The sequence below is a fragment of the Roseovarius sp. MBR-78 genome, assembly GCF_040547535.1.
Classification (GTDB): domain Bacteria; phylum Pseudomonadota; class Alphaproteobacteria; order Rhodobacterales; family Rhodobacteraceae; genus Roseovarius.
Map to the genome: position 1 here is coordinate 51,019 of NZ_JBEPPX010000008.1, position 14,390 is coordinate 65,408.

Genomic DNA, 14,390 nt, shown 5'->3' on the forward strand with positions numbered 1-14,390 from the left:
GAGACCGCCGATGCCCGCCCGCTTTGCCGCACCCGACACCCCTGCGATCCCGCTGCATGTGATCGCGCAGGACGCGCTCGACGGCTGGCTTGCCGCGCAATCGCCCGAAACCGCCGCATGGCTGCGCGCGACCGGCTTTACCGCCGCCATCGGGCAGGCCGTGCCGGTGCCCGATGGCGCGGGCGGTATCGCGCTTGCGGTGGCGGGGTATGGCAGCGCGGCCACCCGCGCGCGTGGGCGGTTTCACCTTGCCGGGGCGGCAAGCGCCTTGCCCGAGGGCAGCTACCGGATCGAGGGCCTGCCCCCTGATGCGGCAGAGGTCGAGGCGCTTGGCTGGCTCCTGTCGCACTATGCCTTTGACCGCTACCGCGACCAGAACCCGGCCAGGGCGCGCCTGATTGTCCCCGAGGGCGTCGATGCCGCGCGCCTCGAGGTGATCGCGGCGGGCGAGGCGCTGACCCGCGATCTGGTCAACACGCCCGCCAATGACCTTGGCCCCGGCGCGCTCGAGGCCGCTTGCGCCGATCTTGCCGCGCGTCATGACGCCAAAATCACGGTGATCCGTGGCGATGACCTGATCGCGCGGAATTTTCCGCTGATCCACGCGGTCGGGCGCGCCGCAGTAGAGGCCCCGCGCCTGATCGACATGGCCTGGGGCAGCGAGGGGCCTGCCCTCACCCTCGTCGGCAAGGGGGTGTGTTTCGACACTGGCGGCCTCAACCTCAAACCCGGCAGCAGCATGGGGCTGATGAAAAAGGATATGGGCGGGGCGGCCACCGTGCTGGGGCTGGCGCATATGATCATGGCGCTGGGGCTGAAACTGCGCCTGCGGGTGCTCATTCCGGCGGTGGAGAATTCGGTGAGTGCCACGGCGTTTCGCCCGGGCGATATCCTGACCGCGCGAAATGGTCTCACGGTCGAGATCAACAATACCGATGCCGAGGGGCGGCTGGTGCTCGCCGATGCGCTGGCCCTCGGGGCCGAGGGCACGCCCGACCTGATGATCTCGATGGCCACGCTTACCGGCGCGGCACGGGTGGCGCTTGGCCCCGATCTTGCGCCCTATTACACCGATGATGACCGCTTTGCCGCCGCGCTTGACACCGCCGCCGCGCGCGTGGCCGATCCGGTCTGGCGGATGCCGTTTCACGCACCCTACGAGGCGATGATCGAGCCGGGGATCGCCGATCTCGACAACGCGCCCTCGGGCGGAATGGCGGGCTCGATCACCGCCGCGCTCTTCCTGCGCCGCTTTGCGCAGGGCCTGCCCTATACCCATTTCGATATCTATGCCTGGCAGCCCACTCCCGCCCCTGCCCGCCCCAAGGGTGGCGTCGGCATGGGGGCGCGGGCGCTGCTTGAGGCGCTGCCCGAGGTGCTGGGGCTGTGACCGAGACGCGCCTCATCGGCTGGCCGCTCGTGGATCTGTGCCGCACGCCCGACGGGGCGCGCGACCGGCAATTGCTGATGGGCGAGGCGGTCGAGATCATGCCCGCACCTTCCTCGGGCCTGACCCGAGGATTCTCCAGAGGCTGGGCCAAGGTCTGCGCCCTGCGCGACGGCTATCCCGGTTTCGTGCCCGAGGCGGCGCTGACCGGGGGCCGCGTCACCCACCGCATCGCCACCCGCGCCACCCATCTTTATCCCGCGCCCGATTTCAAGACGCGCGAGCGCGCGATGCTCAGCCTTGGCGCGCGACTGGAGGTGCTGGACGAGGGCGCGCGCTTTGCCAAGACGCCGCAGGGCTTCGTGCCGCGCGCCCATCTCGCGCCGCTCGATGCGCCCGAGACCGATCCCGTCGCCGTGGCCGCGCGCCTGATCGGCACGCCCTATCTCTGGGGGGGCAATTCGGCGCTCGGGATCGACTGTTCGGGGCTGGTGCAGGCCGGGTGCCTCGCCTGCGGCATCGCCTGCCCCGGTGACAGCACCGAGCAGGCGGGCGCGCTTGGCCACGCCCTGCCCGAGGGTGCCACCCTGCAACGCGGCGATCTTGTGTTCTGGCGCGGCCATGTCGCCTGGGTCGCCGACGCGCAGACGCTCCTGCACGCCAACGCCCATCACATGGCGGTCACCTTCGAGCCGCTGGCCGAGGCCATCGCCCGCATCGAGGCGGGCGGCGACGGTCCGGTGACCGCGCGCAAACGGCTTGGGGGTGCGGGGTAGGGCGGCATTCGAGGTGACGCTCGCGCAGGAGCACGACCGCGCCCGCCGCGCGGCCCTGCTTGCCGACAATCACGAAAAGGCCCGCCCATGGCCTGCGGGAAGGGTACGATAAGGACGCCGCCGCCGTCCCGACGCGCATGGTCAACCTGTTCGCCCAAGGTTCGGTCGGCGGCGCTGTTTCAGACAACCCCGGCGCGCAGGCAATCGTGGATATGCACCAGCCCGCAGAGTTCGCCGCCCTCGCCCACGACGAAAAGCGCGCCGATCTTGTAGCGGTTCATCACCCCGAGCGCCTCGGACAAAAGCATGTCGGGCGTCGCGGTGCGCGGGTCGCGGGTGGCCACCTCTCCGGCCGCACAGCCCATCAGCCCGTCGAGATTGCGCCGCAGGTCGCCATCGGTGATCGCGCCTTGCAGGATGCCGCCCTCGGTGACGGCGGCGATGCCGAAGCCCTTGGCGCTCATCTCGATCAGGGTCTCGCCCATCGGCGTGCACGGCGAGACCACCGGCAGCGCATCGCCCACATGCATCATGTCGCGCACCCGCAGGAACTGTGCCCCAAGCTTGCCGCCGGGATGGAAGACGTGGAAATCATCGGCCTTGAAGCCGCGTTCCTCCATCAGCGCCACAGCCAGCGCATCGCCGAGCGCCAGCGCGCAGGTGGTCGAGGTGGTGGGGGCCATGCCGATGGCGCAGGCCTCGGGCGCGTCGGGCAGGATCAGCGCCACATCCGCCTGCCGCGCCAGCGTGCTGCCCGCGACCCGCGTGATCGCGATCATCGGGATGTCGAACCGGCGGGTATATTGGATCAGGTCCGACAATTCCCGCGTTTCGCCGGAATTCGACAATAACAGGCAGACATCCTCGCCGGTCACCATGCCGAGATCGCCGTGGCTTGCCTCGCCGGGGTGAAGGAACAGCGCCGGTGCTCCGGTCGAGGCCAGCGTGGCCGCGATCTTGCGCGCGATATGGCCCGATTTTCCCATGCCCGACACGATCATCCGGCCCCGCGCCCCCAGCATCAGCTTGACGGCGCGCGCAACGCCTTCGGGCGGGCAATCGGCCATCGTGTCGAGCGCCTGCGCTTCGGCGCGCAGCACCCGCGCCGCGTTGGCGCGTATCCTGTCGTGATCCGATCTGTCCTTGCCCGTCATCGTCCCGTCATCCCGCATCCGCCCCTTGCCCACGCGGCCCCGCCGCGATGGCAGCCTGCCTGCCCCGCTTTTCATCCGCCCGCAACCGGAAAATACCAGCCCCTGTTGCAAACCCGGTCAGGGCGGCGATAGGTCGCTGCGCTCTGTCCCGGTCGCGCCCCGGCCCCGTCTGCCCCTGGTGCGGCGCACTCAGAGCCAGTCGCCGCGCCCGGTGCCCACCGCCTCGGCGACCGAGGCCATGCCGTCGCGCGCCAGCAGCGCATCAAGGCCGTGAACGATCTGCGGGACCAGCGACAGCCCCTTGTAGGCCAGCGCCGAATAGAGCTGCACCGCGCTCGCCCCCGCCCGGATCTTGGCATAGGCATCCTCGGCAGAGCCGATGCCGCCCACCCCGATGAGCGGCATCTGCCCGCCCGTCAGGTGCGACAACCGTGCCAGCACCCGCGTCGAGCGCTCGAAAAGCGGTGCACCCGACAGGCCCCCGGCCTCGGCGCGCGCGGACGAGCGTAGCCCGTCGCGCGCCAGTGTGGTGTTGGTGGCGATGATCGCGGCAACCCCTGCCTCCTGGGCAACGGCAGCGATCTCGCCCAGCGCGGGATCGTCGAGATCGGGCGCGATCTTGAGGAAGATCGGGATCGGCCGGGGCAGCGCATCGCGCGCCACCATCACCCCCGCCAGCAGCGCCGAGAGCGCCTCGGCCCCCTGCAAATCGCGCAGCCGCTCGGTATTGGGGCTGCTCACGTTCACGGTGGCGAAATCGAGATGCGCGCCGCAGGTGGCCAGAACGCGGGCGAAATCCCCGGCGCGGTCGGCGCTGTCCTTGTTGGCCCCGAGGTTGAGGCCAATCACCGCCCCGACCGGGCGCCGCGCCAGCCGCGCCGCCGCCGCCGCCATGCCGTCATTGTTGAAACCGAAGCGGTTGATGACGCCCGCGTCCTCGGTCAGGCGAAAGAGCCGGGGGCGCGGGTTGCCGGGCTGCGCGCGGGGCGTGATCGCGCCCGCCTCGATAAAGCCGAACCCGGCGCGCGACAGCGGCCCGAGCGCGCAGGCGTTCTTGTCGAACCCGGCGGCAAGGCCCACGGGATTGGGCAGCATGATCCCCGCGAGATCGGTGCGCAGCCGTTCCGAGGTGATCTGTCCCGGCGCGGGCACAAGCCCCATCCGCAGCGCGCGCAGCGCAAGGCCATGCGCGGTTTCCGCATCAAGCCGGTGCAACAGCCCGAGGCCCAGACGCTCCAGCCCGGTCATGCCAGCCCCGCCGGAAAGACATGCGCGCCATTTACCAGCGGCAGCGGCTGTGCCCAGGCGACATCATCGAGCCGCAACGCCCGGTAGAGATGCGGAAAGAGCGCGCCGCCGCGCGATGGCTCCCATTTCAGGGCATCGCCCAGCGTGTCGGCCTCGACCGCGAGCAGCATCAGCCCGTCCTCGCCCGCGAAATGCTTTGCCGCCGTCTCGGCGGCCTGCGCGGCGGTGGAGAAATGCACGAACCCGTCGGCAATATCCACCGGCGCGCCGGGGGTTTCGCCGGTGTCGCGCAGGGCGGCCCATTCGGGGCCACGGAATATCTTGTAGATCAGCATGGGCGAGGTGATGCCGCGCCGCCGCGCCGCCGTCAAGCGATGCTTGAGGCAGGGGCGCGGATCGTCTAGCAAGAGGGTCCATCGAAAGGGGCAGACATGGCATTCACCATCGCGATCGACGGGCCTGCGGCGGCGGGCAAGGGCACCATCGGGCGGGCGCTGGCGGCGCATTTCGGCTTTGCCCATCTCGATACCGGCCTGCTTTACCGCGCCACGGGTCGGCGCACGCTGGACGGGCTCGATCCGGTTGAGGCCGCGCAGACCCTGCGCGCCGAGGACCTGGATGCCGATGATCTGCGCACCCCCGATGTAAGCCAGGCCGCCAGCCGCGTGGCGGCAATCCCCGAGGTGCGGCAGGCGCTGCTGGATTTTCAGCGTGCCTTTGCCCGGCGCGCGGGCGGCGCGGTGCTTGACGGGCGCGATATCGGCACGGTGATCTGCCCCGAGGCAGAGGTAAAGCTGTTCGTGACTGCAACCGATGCCGAGCGCGCGCGCAGGCGGCACAAGGAAATGGTCGAGACTGGACATGCCGTAACGCTTGAAGAGGTGGCGCAGGATTTACGCGACCGCGACGCCCGCGACAGCGCCCGCGCCGAAGCCCCGCTGAGGGCTGCCGAGGATGCGCTCATGCTCGACACCTCCGAGATGACGATCACAGAGGCGATCGCGGCGGCGGTGGCGCGGGTCGAGGCGCTGCGCGCATGACAAGGGGCGCGAACCCTGCGGTTCACGCCCCGAACGTGTCGGTTGTGCCTGATCTCAGCCCTGGCGGGCCTTGAACCGTTTCTGGGTCTTGTTGATGACGTAAACGCGGCCCTTGCGGCGCACGACGCGGCAATCGCGGTGCCGGTTCTTCAGCGAACGCAGCGAATTGCGAACCTTCATGGTCGTCTCCTGTCTGTCGCGGCACGCGCCGGCGCACCTGGGTTTGCGGGTGTTACGTGCCTGACACGCAACGATAAATTCATGGTGGGCGATACAAGGTTCGAACTTGTGACCCCTTCGATGTCAACGAAGTGCTCTACCACTGAGCTAATCGCCCGGACCCGACCCTTGGACCGGTTCGCTGGCGTATAAAAGGAGTCGGTGACCGGATCAAGGGCTTTTAGCGCTGCAATTTCCGGCTATTATACCTCGCAGGAGAACCTGATGCCCAAGGCCGCCTATCATCTCACCCACCCCGACCGCCGCACCACGGCGGTGGTTTTTGCCTCTCCGCATAGCGGGCGGGATTATCCGTGGTCGTTCCTGCGGCGCACCCGGCTCAATGAGCATTCGGTGCGCTCGTCCGAGGATGCCTTTGTAGATCAACTGTTTGACAGCGCGCCGCGCGCCGGGGCGCCGCTCTTGCGGGCCGGTGCGCCGCGCGCCTTCGTCGATCTCAACCGCAGCGTGGACGAGCTTGACCCAGCGCTGATCGAGGGGGTGAGCCGCAATGGCCACAACCCCCGCATCGCTTCGGGCCTTGGTGTGATCCCGCGCGTCGTCGCCAATGGCCGCGCCATCTATACCGGCAAGATCACGCTCGCCGAGGCCCGCCACCGCATCGACACCTATTGGCGGCCCTATCACGAGGCGCTTCAGGCGCAGCTTGACCAGGCGCATATGATGTTCGGGCAGGCGATCCTCGTGGATTGCCACTCGATGCCCCACGAGGCGATGGACTCGGTCGCCTGGCGCGGGATACGGCGGCCCGAGATCGTGCTTGGCGATCGGTTCGGGGCCGCCGCCGACAGCGCCATCGTGGACCGGATCGAGGCCGCCTTTACCGCGGCGGGCCTTGTGGTCACGCGCAACACGCCCTTTGCCGGGGCCTATATCACACAGGCCTACGGGCGGCCCGCGCGCGCGCGCCACGCCGTGCAGATCGAGATCGACCGCGCGCTTTACATGAACGAGCGCCTGATCCGGCCCAACGGGAATTTCGAGGCATTCCGGCGGCTTATGCGTGGCGTCATCCGCGAAATCACCGAGATCGGACGCGCACAGGAAATGCCGCTCGCCGCCGAATAGACGCTCACCGGAGCGCCCGCCCCTTCACGATCGCATCGCGCCCGAACCGCGCGCGGATCGCATCTGTCGCGCGTTCCGCCCCGGCGCGGCGCGGGGCCTGCGGGTCGAGCAGATCGCCCGCCCGGTCCGCCTCCCCTGCTGCCACAAGCTCTGACAGCCCCACCCCCAAAAGCCGCCACGCCCCGCCGCCCGGCACCTGATCCATGAGCCCCCGCGCCGCGCGGTAGAGCGTATCGGCGAGTTGCGTCGGCTCGCGCAGAGCCTGCCTGCGGGTGAGGATGCGATGATCGCTATGCTTGAGCTTGAGCGTGACGACCCGCCCCGCCAGCCCGCGCGCCTTGGCCCGATCGGCGACCTTTTCCGACAGCCGCCACAGATGCCCGTCGAGCAGGTCCGAATCCGCGATATCCTCGCCAAAGGTTGTCTCGTTCGAGATCGACTTGACCGGCGCATTGGCCGAGACGCGCCGTCGGTCCTGCCCCCGCGCGAGATGCCAGAGCCGCTCTCCCATCGCGCCGAAGCGAGCCACCAGGTCCGCCCGCTCCCAGCGTAGCAAATCGGCGAAACTGCGGATGCCGGCGGCGTGCAGCGCCTCGCGCGTCGCCTGCCCCACCCCCCAGATCAGGCTCACCGGGCGCGGACGCAGGAAATCGGTGGTTTCCGCCTCACCGATCACCGAAAACCCCTGCGGCTTGTCGAGATCCGAGGCGATCTTGGCCAGAAACTTGTTGTGGCTCAGGCCGATAGAGCCGGTCAGCCCCAACTCGGCCTGCATCCGCCGGACCAGCCCCGCCAGCATCACCGCAGGCGGCGCACCGTGCAACCGCGCCGTGCCCCGCAGATCGAGAAACGCCTCGTCGAGCGACAGCGGCTCCACCGCCGGTGTGAGGTCGAGCATCATCGCGCGGATGGCGCGCGACACCTCTGCATAAACCTCCATCCGGGGCCGGATCACCACCGCCTCGGGGCAGAGCCGCAGCGCCTGAAACATCGGCATGGCCGAGCGCACGCCACGGATACGCGCGATATAGCAGGCGGTCGAGACCACGCCGCGCCGACCGCCGCCGATGATGAGGGGCTGATGCGCCAGCGCCGGGTTGTCGCGTTTCTCCACGCTGGCATAGAAGGCGTCGCAATCCATATGCGCGATGCCGAGATCCCACAGGTCTGGATGCGCCACGACACGCGGGCTGCCGCAGGCGGGGCAGCGCGGGGCGCGCTCGAACATGTGCAGGCAGGCGCGGCAGAGGCTGGGCATGATAGGGGGTAGTCTATGACACCGCGCGTCAGAAATCTATCGCGAGGCCCTTTTTCTCCCAATCGCCATAGCGCACCGGCTCCAGCCCCTCGCGCCGCCCGCCAAGCTCTGGGGGCAGATCGGGCGCTTTGGCGGCGGCGCGGCGGGCCTCGGCCTCGGCAAGGGCGCGTTGCGCGGCGGGGTGCAGGTCTTTTGGCGGGCTGTCTTCGGTGCTCATGGTCGGGCTTTCCCATCGGTGACGGGCTTGATATATCGCACCACCCGCCAAAGGCCAAGGATGCGCCCATGCCCCCGCCCGCCCCCACTGCCCGCGCCGCCGCCGTGCACCTGCTCGATCAGGTGCTGGGCGAGGGGCGGCTTCTGTCCGAGGCGCTGGCTGCGGGGGGGCTGGGCGCGCTGTCGCCCGCCGATCGCGCCCGCGCGCAACGGCTGGCGCTGGCCACGCTCCGGGGGCTGGAGCGCGCCGACCGGCTTATCGCGCGGCACACGCGCAAGGCCCCGCCGCTGCCGGTGCGCAACGTGTTGCGGCTGGCGGTGACCGAACTGGCACAGGGCGGCGAGGCGCATGGCGTGGTGAGCGAGGCGGTGGGGATCGTCGGCGCAAGCGCGCGCCACAACCGGCTCAAGGGGCTGGTCAACGCGGTGCTGCGCAAGCTCGCGGACGAGGCGCCCCGCGCCTGGGGCGACCTGCGCGTGCCGCGCCTGCCCGACTGGCTGCGCTCCCCGCTGGTGGCGGCCTGGGGCAAGGGTGCGGTGGCTTTGATGGAACGCGCGCATCTCGCGGGCGCGCCGCTTGACCTGACGGTAAAGGACGGGGCCGGGGACTGGGCCGCGCGGCTGGGCGGCGAGGTGCTGCCGACCGGATCGCTGCGGCTGCGCGAGGCGGGGCAGGTCACCGGCCTGCCGGGCTATGACGAGGGCGCGTGGTGGGTGCAGGATGCAAGCGCCGCGCTGGCGGCCAAGGTGCTGGCCCCGCAGCCGGGCGAAGCGGTGCTCGACATGTGCGCGGCGCCGGGCGGCAAGACGCTGCAACTCGCGGCACGCGGCGCGGAGGTGACGGCGCTCGACCTCTCGGAACGGCGGATGGAGCGGGTGGCCGAGAACCTCGCGCGCACCGGGTTGCGCGCCACCTGCGTGGTGGGCGACGCGCTCACGCATGAGGGGCGCTATGATGCGATCTTGCTCGATGCGCCCTGTTCGGCCACCGGCACGATCCGGCGGCACCCGGATTTGCCCCATGCCAAGGACGGGGCCGGGATCGACGGGTTGATCGCGTTGCAGGCCGCGATGATCGACCACGCGCTGAGCGTTCTGGCACCGGGCGGGCGGCTGGTCTTCTGCACCTGTTCGCTACTGCCCGACGAGGGGGAATGCCAGGTCGAGGCGGCGCTGGCGCGGCATCCGGGTCTGCGCGCGGACCCCGCAGCGCTCGCCCTGCCGGGGGTAGAACCCGCGTGGATCACCGAAGAGGGCGGGCTGCGCCTGCGGCCCGATTTCTGGCCCGAACGGGGCGGCATGGACGGGTTCTACATCGCCTGCCTGCGGCGCGCGCGATGATAGCTGTCCGTCATCCTCGGGCTTGCCCCGAGGATCTCTCGGTATCAGCAGGTCCTCGGGTCAGGCCCGAGGATCACGCCGAAAATCCTGCATTCCGTCGGTGACTTGAACGCGCGGCCCCTTTATAGTGCGGCCTTGAGCGCCGCAAGAAGCGTGCAGAGGCACATGTCGCAATCCGAAACCCTGTCCGCGCGTTGGGCGCGCCTGAGAAACCGGCTGGCCGCGCGGCGGGCCGGGCGCGGGGCCCCCGTGACCGCCTTTGTCTCGCAGCCCGAGCCGCGCAGCATCGGCTATCTGGCGCGGGGGCGGCAGCTTTGTGCCGGGAATTTCGTCTTTGCCGGCCACCTTGTCGAGGCCCCCGACACGATGATCTGGGATATCAAGCCGCCCGATGCGGGTTTTGCCGCAGAGATGCACGGCTTTGGCTGGCTCGACGATCTGGCGGCGGCGGGGGATGCGGCGGCGCGGGCCAAGGCGCAAGCCTGGCTGATGGAATGGATCACGCGCTACGGGCGCGGGCGGGGGCCGGGATGGGTGCCTGATTTGGCCGGGCGGCGGCTCATCCGCTGGATCAGCCATGCGCTTTTCTTGATGCGCACGCAGGAGGCAGAGGCGTCAACGGCGTTCCTGCGCGCGCTGGCGGCGCAAGCGCGGTTCCTGTCGTGGCGCTGGCAGGCGGCAACGCCAGGGCTGGCGCGGATCGAGGCGCTGACCGGGCTTGTCTATGCCGGCGTGTCGCTGGAGGGGATGGCCCCGCTCGCCGACGCGGCGCGCGATGCGCTGGCGCGCGATTGCGCGGCCTCTATCGACGAGCAGGGCGGCATTCCGGGGCGCAACCCCGAGGCGCTGCTGGAGGTGTTCACCCTGCTGACATGGGCGGCGCTGGTGCTGAGCGAAAACGGACGGCAAGCGGCGGAGGCGCATTGGCGCGCGGTCGAGCGGATCGCGCCCTGCCTGCGCGCCCTGCGCCATACCGATGGCGGGCTGGCGCGGTTTCACGGCGGCGGGCGCGGCCTTGACGGGCGGCTTGACGCGGCGCTGGCGGCAAGCGGCGTCAAGGGGCAGGCGCGCGGCGGGCGCGCGATGGGTTATGCCCGGCTGGCGCGCGGGCGCACGAGCGTGATCGTCGATGCAGCGCCCCCGCCCACCGGCGCGGCGGCCGACGAGGCCCATGCCTCGACGCTGGCATTCGAGCTAACCTCGGGGCGGCGGCCGCTGATCGTGAATTGCGGCTCGGGGGCGAGCTTTGGCCCCGAATGGCGGCGCGCGGGACGCGCGACGCCATCGCATTCGGCGCTGGTGCTGGCGGGCGGATCAAGCGCGCGGCTGGGCCGCGACAAGCGCCACCCCGGCAGGCTGGAAGAGGCCCCGCGCGACGTGCCGGTGCAGATGTCGCGCGCGCCCGACGGGCTGCGTTTCGAGGGCGGGCATGACGGCTATCTGCGCAGCCACGGGCTGATGCAGGTGCGCAGGCTCGACCTTGCGGGCGATGGCCGGGCGCTCGCGGGCGAGGACATGCTGCTGGCGCTGGAAGACGAGCACAAGGCCCGATTCGACCGCGCGCTTGATGCCACGCGGCTGCACGGCGTGGCCTATGACATCCGCTTTCACCTGCACCCCGATGTGGCGGCCTCGCTCGATATGGGGGGCACGGCGGTCTCGCTGATGCTGCGCAGCGGTGAAATCTGGGTGTTTCGCAGCGATGGCGTGGCCGCTTTGGCCTTGAACCCGAGCGTCTATCTTGAAAAAACGCGTCTCAAGCCGCGTGCGACACGACAGATCGTTCTCTCGGGCCGCGCGACGGGCTATGCGACCCGTATCCGCTGGTCACTGGCCAAGGCGCAGGACACCCCCATCGGCATTCGCGATGTGGCGGTGGACGCGCTGGAACCGGAAGCCGAGGACTGACCCGTCGAACACCCGTTCGATGCCCCATTGTGACAGGACCAAACCCGATGACCGATCTCGCGCCCGTGACCCGCGCCCTCATTTCCGTTTCCGACAAGACCGGCCTTGTCGATCTTGGCCGCGCGCTGGCCGAGCGGGGGGTGGAGCTCCTCTCGACCGGCGGCACGGCGAAGGCACTGCGCGAGGCGGGGCTGGCGGTGCGCGACGTGGCCGAGGTGACGGGCTTTCCCGAGATGATGGACGGGCGCGTCAAGACCCTGCACCCGATGGTGCATGGCGGGCTGCTGGCGCTGCGCGACAACCCCGATCACGTCGCGGCGATGGAGGCGCACGGGATCGGGCCGATTGATCTGCTGGTGGTCAACCTCTACCCGTTCGAGGAGACGGTGGCCAAGGGCGCGGATTACGAGACCTGCGTGGAGAATATCGACATCGGCGGCCCGGCGATGATTCGCGCAGCGGCCAAGAACCACGCCCATGTCGCGGTGGTTGTCGATGTCGAGGATTACGCCAAGGTGCTGGGCGACATGGATCAGCATGGCGGCGCGACCTGCCCGAAATTCCGCCGCAAGCTGGCGCAGCGCGCCTATGCCCGCACCGCCGCCTATGATGCCGCCGTCAGCACCTGGATGGCCGAGGCGATCGGCGACGAGGCCCCGCGCCGCCGCGCCTTTGCCGGGACGCTCGCGCAAAGCCTGCGCTATGGCGAGAACCCGCACCAGCGCGCGGCCTTTTACGTGGACGGACCGAACCGCCCCGGCGTGGCCACGGCGCAGCAGGTGCAGGGCAAGGAGCTGAGCTACAACAACATCAACGACACAGATGCCGCGTTCGAGCTGGTCAGCGAATTCGCCGCCGATGACGGCCCCGCCTGCGCCATCATCAAGCATGCCAACCCCTGCGGCGTGGCGCGCGGCGCGACGCTGCTCGACGCCTACAAATCCGCCTTCGATTGCGACCGCACCAGCGCCTTTGGCGGAATCATCGCGCTCAACCAGCCGCTTGACGGGGCCACGGCAGAGGAAATCGCCGGGATTTTCACCGAAGTGGTGATCGCACCGGGGGCCGACGATGCGGCCTTGGGTATTTTTGCCAAGAAGAAGAACCTGCGGCTTCTGCTGACCGAGGGCCTTGCCGATCCGGCGGCGGCGGGGCGGATGATCCGGCAGGTCTCGGGCGGCTATTTGGTGCAGGACAAGGATGCCGGGCAGATCGGCGCGGATGACCTGCGCGTGGTGACCAAACGCGCGCCGACCGAGCGGGAAATGGCCGATATGCTCTTTGCCTGGAAAGTGGCGAAACATGTGAAATCCAACGCCATCGTCTATGTCCGCGACGGGGCCACGGTGGGCGTGGGCGCAGGCCAGATGAGTCGCGTCGACAGTTGCCGGATCGCCGCGCGCAAGGCGGTTGACATGGCCGAGGCGCTGGGCCTGCCCGCGCCGCTCACCCAAGGCAGCGTGGTGGCCTCGGACGCGTTCTTTCCCTTTGCCGATGGCCTGCTGACGGCGGCAGAGGCGGGGGCCACGGCGGTGATCCATCCCGGCGGCTCGATGCGCGATGACGAGGTGATCGCCGCCGCCGACGAGGCGGGGCTGGCGATGGTGCTGACCGGTCAGCGCCATTTCCGGCACTGAGGCAGGGCCGATGCGCACCGTCTTCTGGGTGGCTTTCTGGGTGTTCCTGCTCGATCAGGCCACGAAATACCTCGTGGTGCATATGCTTGATTTGCGCAGGCTGGGCGCGATGGAAGTCTGGCCGCCGTTTCTCAACCTGCGGATGGCGTGGAACACGGGCATCAATTTCGGCATGCTCGCCGATCATGGCGCGCTCCTGCGCTGGGTGCTGATCGCCGTGGCGTTAGTAATCTCGGCGGCGGTGCTGTGGTGGGTCCATGCCGAGCGCGCCGGACGATGGCACCGGATCGCGGCGGGGGTCCTCGTGGGCGGCGCGCTGGGCAATGTGATCGACCGGCTGATCTACGGGGCGGTGGCGGATTTTCTCAACATGTCGTGTTGCGGGATCAACAACCCGTTTGCTTTCAACGTGGCCGATGTGGCGATTTTCGCAGGCGCCTTCGGCATGGTGTTGCTTCCGGGGGGCAAAAAGCCCTCGTGACCTTGGCAGGCGGATGCGATACACCGCCGCAAACCGCAAGGAGTGTGGCGATGTGGATGCCGCGGAAAACCATTGTGATGCTGATGGCCGCCGTGATCGTGGCAGGCTGTGGCGGCGGGCGCGATGGCGATGTGACGCTGCGCAAGATCAGGCAGGCGGGCAACGGGCCGGATGAATTCTCGATCATCCCCGGCAAGCCGCTGGAAATGCCCGAGAGCGTGGCCGCCCTGCCAGAGCCAACGCCCGGCGGCCCCAACCGTACCGATCAGAACCCGGTCACCGACGGCATCGCCGCGCTGGGGGGCAATGCGGATACGCGCCGTAGCGCAGCCCCGCTTGCGGCCCATGCCACGCTTGTCAACCGCACCGGGCGGTTCGGGCGCGATCCGGGGATTCGCCAGAAGCTTGCCGCCGAAGATCTCGAAATCCGGCGGCAATATGGCAGGGTCAACGTGCTGCGGTTCCTGCCAACCGACGATTATCTTCAGGCCTACAGTCGGCAATGGCTCGACCCTTATGCCGAGGAAAAGCGCCTGCGGCGGCGCGGGGTGCGGACGCCCGCGGCCCCGCCAGCGCCGAAGAACTGATCGCCGCTTGAAACGAGGCGCGCGGCGCGTATGTAAAGAAGAGTGTTTT

Annotated in this window: 15 protein-coding genes and 1 tRNA gene; 9 read left to right on the top strand and 7 right to left on the bottom strand. The window is 69.5% G+C overall.

Features of this window, described 5'->3' with window-relative positions; genetic code table 11:
* Positions 1–10 precede the first annotated feature (10 nt).
* Entirely contained in the window at positions 11–1,390 is a 1,380-nt protein-coding gene (locus ABIE58_RS08335; protein ID WP_354544247.1) for a leucyl aminopeptidase family protein, read from the top strand.
* Positions 1,387–2,163: a C40 family peptidase gene (locus ABIE58_RS08340; protein WP_354544248.1), complete on the top strand. Its 777-nt coding sequence runs from the start codon at positions 1,387–1,389 to the stop codon at positions 2,161–2,163. Before ABIE58_RS08335 ends, ABIE58_RS08340 begins: the two co-directional genes overlap by 4 nt.
* Positions 2,164–2,342: 179 nt before the next feature.
* Here the strand turns inward: ABIE58_RS08340 and ABIE58_RS08345 are convergent, their stop codons facing one another.
* The 3 genes from ABIE58_RS08345 to ABIE58_RS08355 form a co-directional block, all read right to left on the bottom strand.
* On the bottom strand, positions 2,343–3,317 hold the full coding sequence (locus ABIE58_RS08345) for a KpsF/GutQ family sugar-phosphate isomerase (RefSeq protein ID WP_354544378.1): 975 nt from the start codon (positions 3,315–3,317) through the stop codon (positions 2,343–2,345).
* A gap of 189 nt (positions 3,318–3,506) precedes the next feature.
* Complete coding sequence (locus ABIE58_RS08350; protein ID WP_354544249.1) at positions 3,507–4,565, bottom strand: quinone-dependent dihydroorotate dehydrogenase; 1,059 nt, start codon at positions 4,563–4,565, stop codon at positions 3,507–3,509.
* A complete protein-coding gene (locus ABIE58_RS08355; protein ID WP_354544379.1) occupies positions 4,562–4,900 on the bottom strand; it encodes a DUF952 domain-containing protein in 339 nt (112 codons plus the stop codon). Before ABIE58_RS08355 ends, ABIE58_RS08350 begins: the two co-directional genes overlap by 4 nt.
* A 96-nt stretch (positions 4,901–4,996) precedes the next feature.
* Here ABIE58_RS08355 and ABIE58_RS08360 point away from each other — a divergent pair, with 96 nt between their 5' ends.
* Positions 4,997–5,605 carry a (d)CMP kinase gene (locus ABIE58_RS08360; protein WP_354544250.1) on the top strand — a complete coding sequence of 203 codons (609 nt, stop codon included), beginning with the start codon at positions 4,997–4,999 and terminating at the stop codon, positions 5,603–5,605.
* A gap of 54 nt (positions 5,606–5,659) precedes the next feature.
* Here ABIE58_RS08360 and ykgO read toward each other — a convergent pair whose 3' ends face one another.
* Both ykgO and ABIE58_RS08370 read right to left on the bottom strand, forming a co-directional pair.
* A complete protein-coding gene (gene ykgO / locus ABIE58_RS08365; RefSeq protein ID WP_025058716.1) occupies positions 5,660–5,785 on the bottom strand; it encodes a type B 50S ribosomal protein L36 in 126 nt (41 codons plus the stop codon).
* An 82-nt stretch (positions 5,786–5,867) separates the two neighbouring features.
* Positions 5,868–5,942 (bottom strand) — tRNA-Val (locus ABIE58_RS08370).
* 107 nt (positions 5,943–6,049) lie between these two features.
* On the opposite strand from ABIE58_RS08370, the gene ABIE58_RS08375 reads away from it, so the two are divergent.
* Positions 6,050–6,913 (top strand): N-formylglutamate amidohydrolase, encoded by an 864-nt coding sequence (locus tag ABIE58_RS08375; RefSeq protein WP_354544251.1) that lies wholly within the window; start codon positions 6,050–6,052, stop codon positions 6,911–6,913.
* A gap of 4 nt (positions 6,914–6,917) precedes the next feature.
* Here ABIE58_RS08375 and ABIE58_RS08380 read toward each other — a convergent pair whose 3' ends face one another.
* Both ABIE58_RS08380 and ABIE58_RS08385 read right to left on the bottom strand, forming a co-directional pair.
* Positions 6,918–8,171 carry a DNA polymerase IV gene (locus ABIE58_RS08380; RefSeq protein ID WP_354544252.1) on the bottom strand — a complete coding sequence of 418 codons (1,254 nt, stop codon included), beginning with the start codon at positions 8,169–8,171 and terminating at the stop codon, positions 6,918–6,920.
* A gap of 28 nt (positions 8,172–8,199) precedes the next feature.
* Positions 8,200–8,388: a DUF1674 domain-containing protein gene (locus ABIE58_RS08385; protein WP_354544253.1), complete on the bottom strand. Its 189-nt coding sequence runs from the start codon at positions 8,386–8,388 to the stop codon at positions 8,200–8,202.
* A 68-nt stretch (positions 8,389–8,456) separates the two neighbouring features.
* Between ABIE58_RS08385 and ABIE58_RS08390 the strand changes: the two genes are divergently transcribed.
* From ABIE58_RS08390 to ABIE58_RS08410, 5 genes are all read left to right on the top strand, one after another.
* Positions 8,457–9,728 carry an RsmB/NOP family class I SAM-dependent RNA methyltransferase gene (locus ABIE58_RS08390; RefSeq protein ID WP_354544254.1) on the top strand — a complete coding sequence of 424 codons (1,272 nt, stop codon included), beginning with the start codon at positions 8,457–8,459 and terminating at the stop codon, positions 9,726–9,728.
* A 165-nt stretch (positions 9,729–9,893) separates the two neighbouring features.
* Entirely contained in the window at positions 9,894–11,636 is a 1,743-nt protein-coding gene (locus ABIE58_RS08395) for a heparinase II/III family protein (RefSeq protein ID WP_354544255.1), read from the top strand.
* Positions 11,637–11,683: 47 nt separating this feature from the next.
* Positions 11,684–13,273, top strand: a complete 1,590-nt coding sequence (purH, locus tag ABIE58_RS08400) for a bifunctional phosphoribosylaminoimidazolecarboxamide formyltransferase/IMP cyclohydrolase (protein WP_354544256.1) — start codon at positions 11,684–11,686, stop codon at positions 13,271–13,273.
* Between the two features lie 10 nt (positions 13,274–13,283).
* Positions 13,284–13,754, top strand: coding sequence for a signal peptidase II (gene lspA, locus ABIE58_RS08405; protein ID WP_354544257.1), 471 nt, complete (start codon positions 13,284–13,286; stop codon positions 13,752–13,754).
* 50 nt (positions 13,755–13,804) lie between these two features.
* Positions 13,805–14,341 (top strand): DUF3035 domain-containing protein, encoded by a 537-nt coding sequence (locus ABIE58_RS08410; RefSeq protein WP_354544258.1) that lies wholly within the window; start codon positions 13,805–13,807, stop codon positions 14,339–14,341.
* Positions 14,342–14,390: the final 49 nt, after the last annotated feature.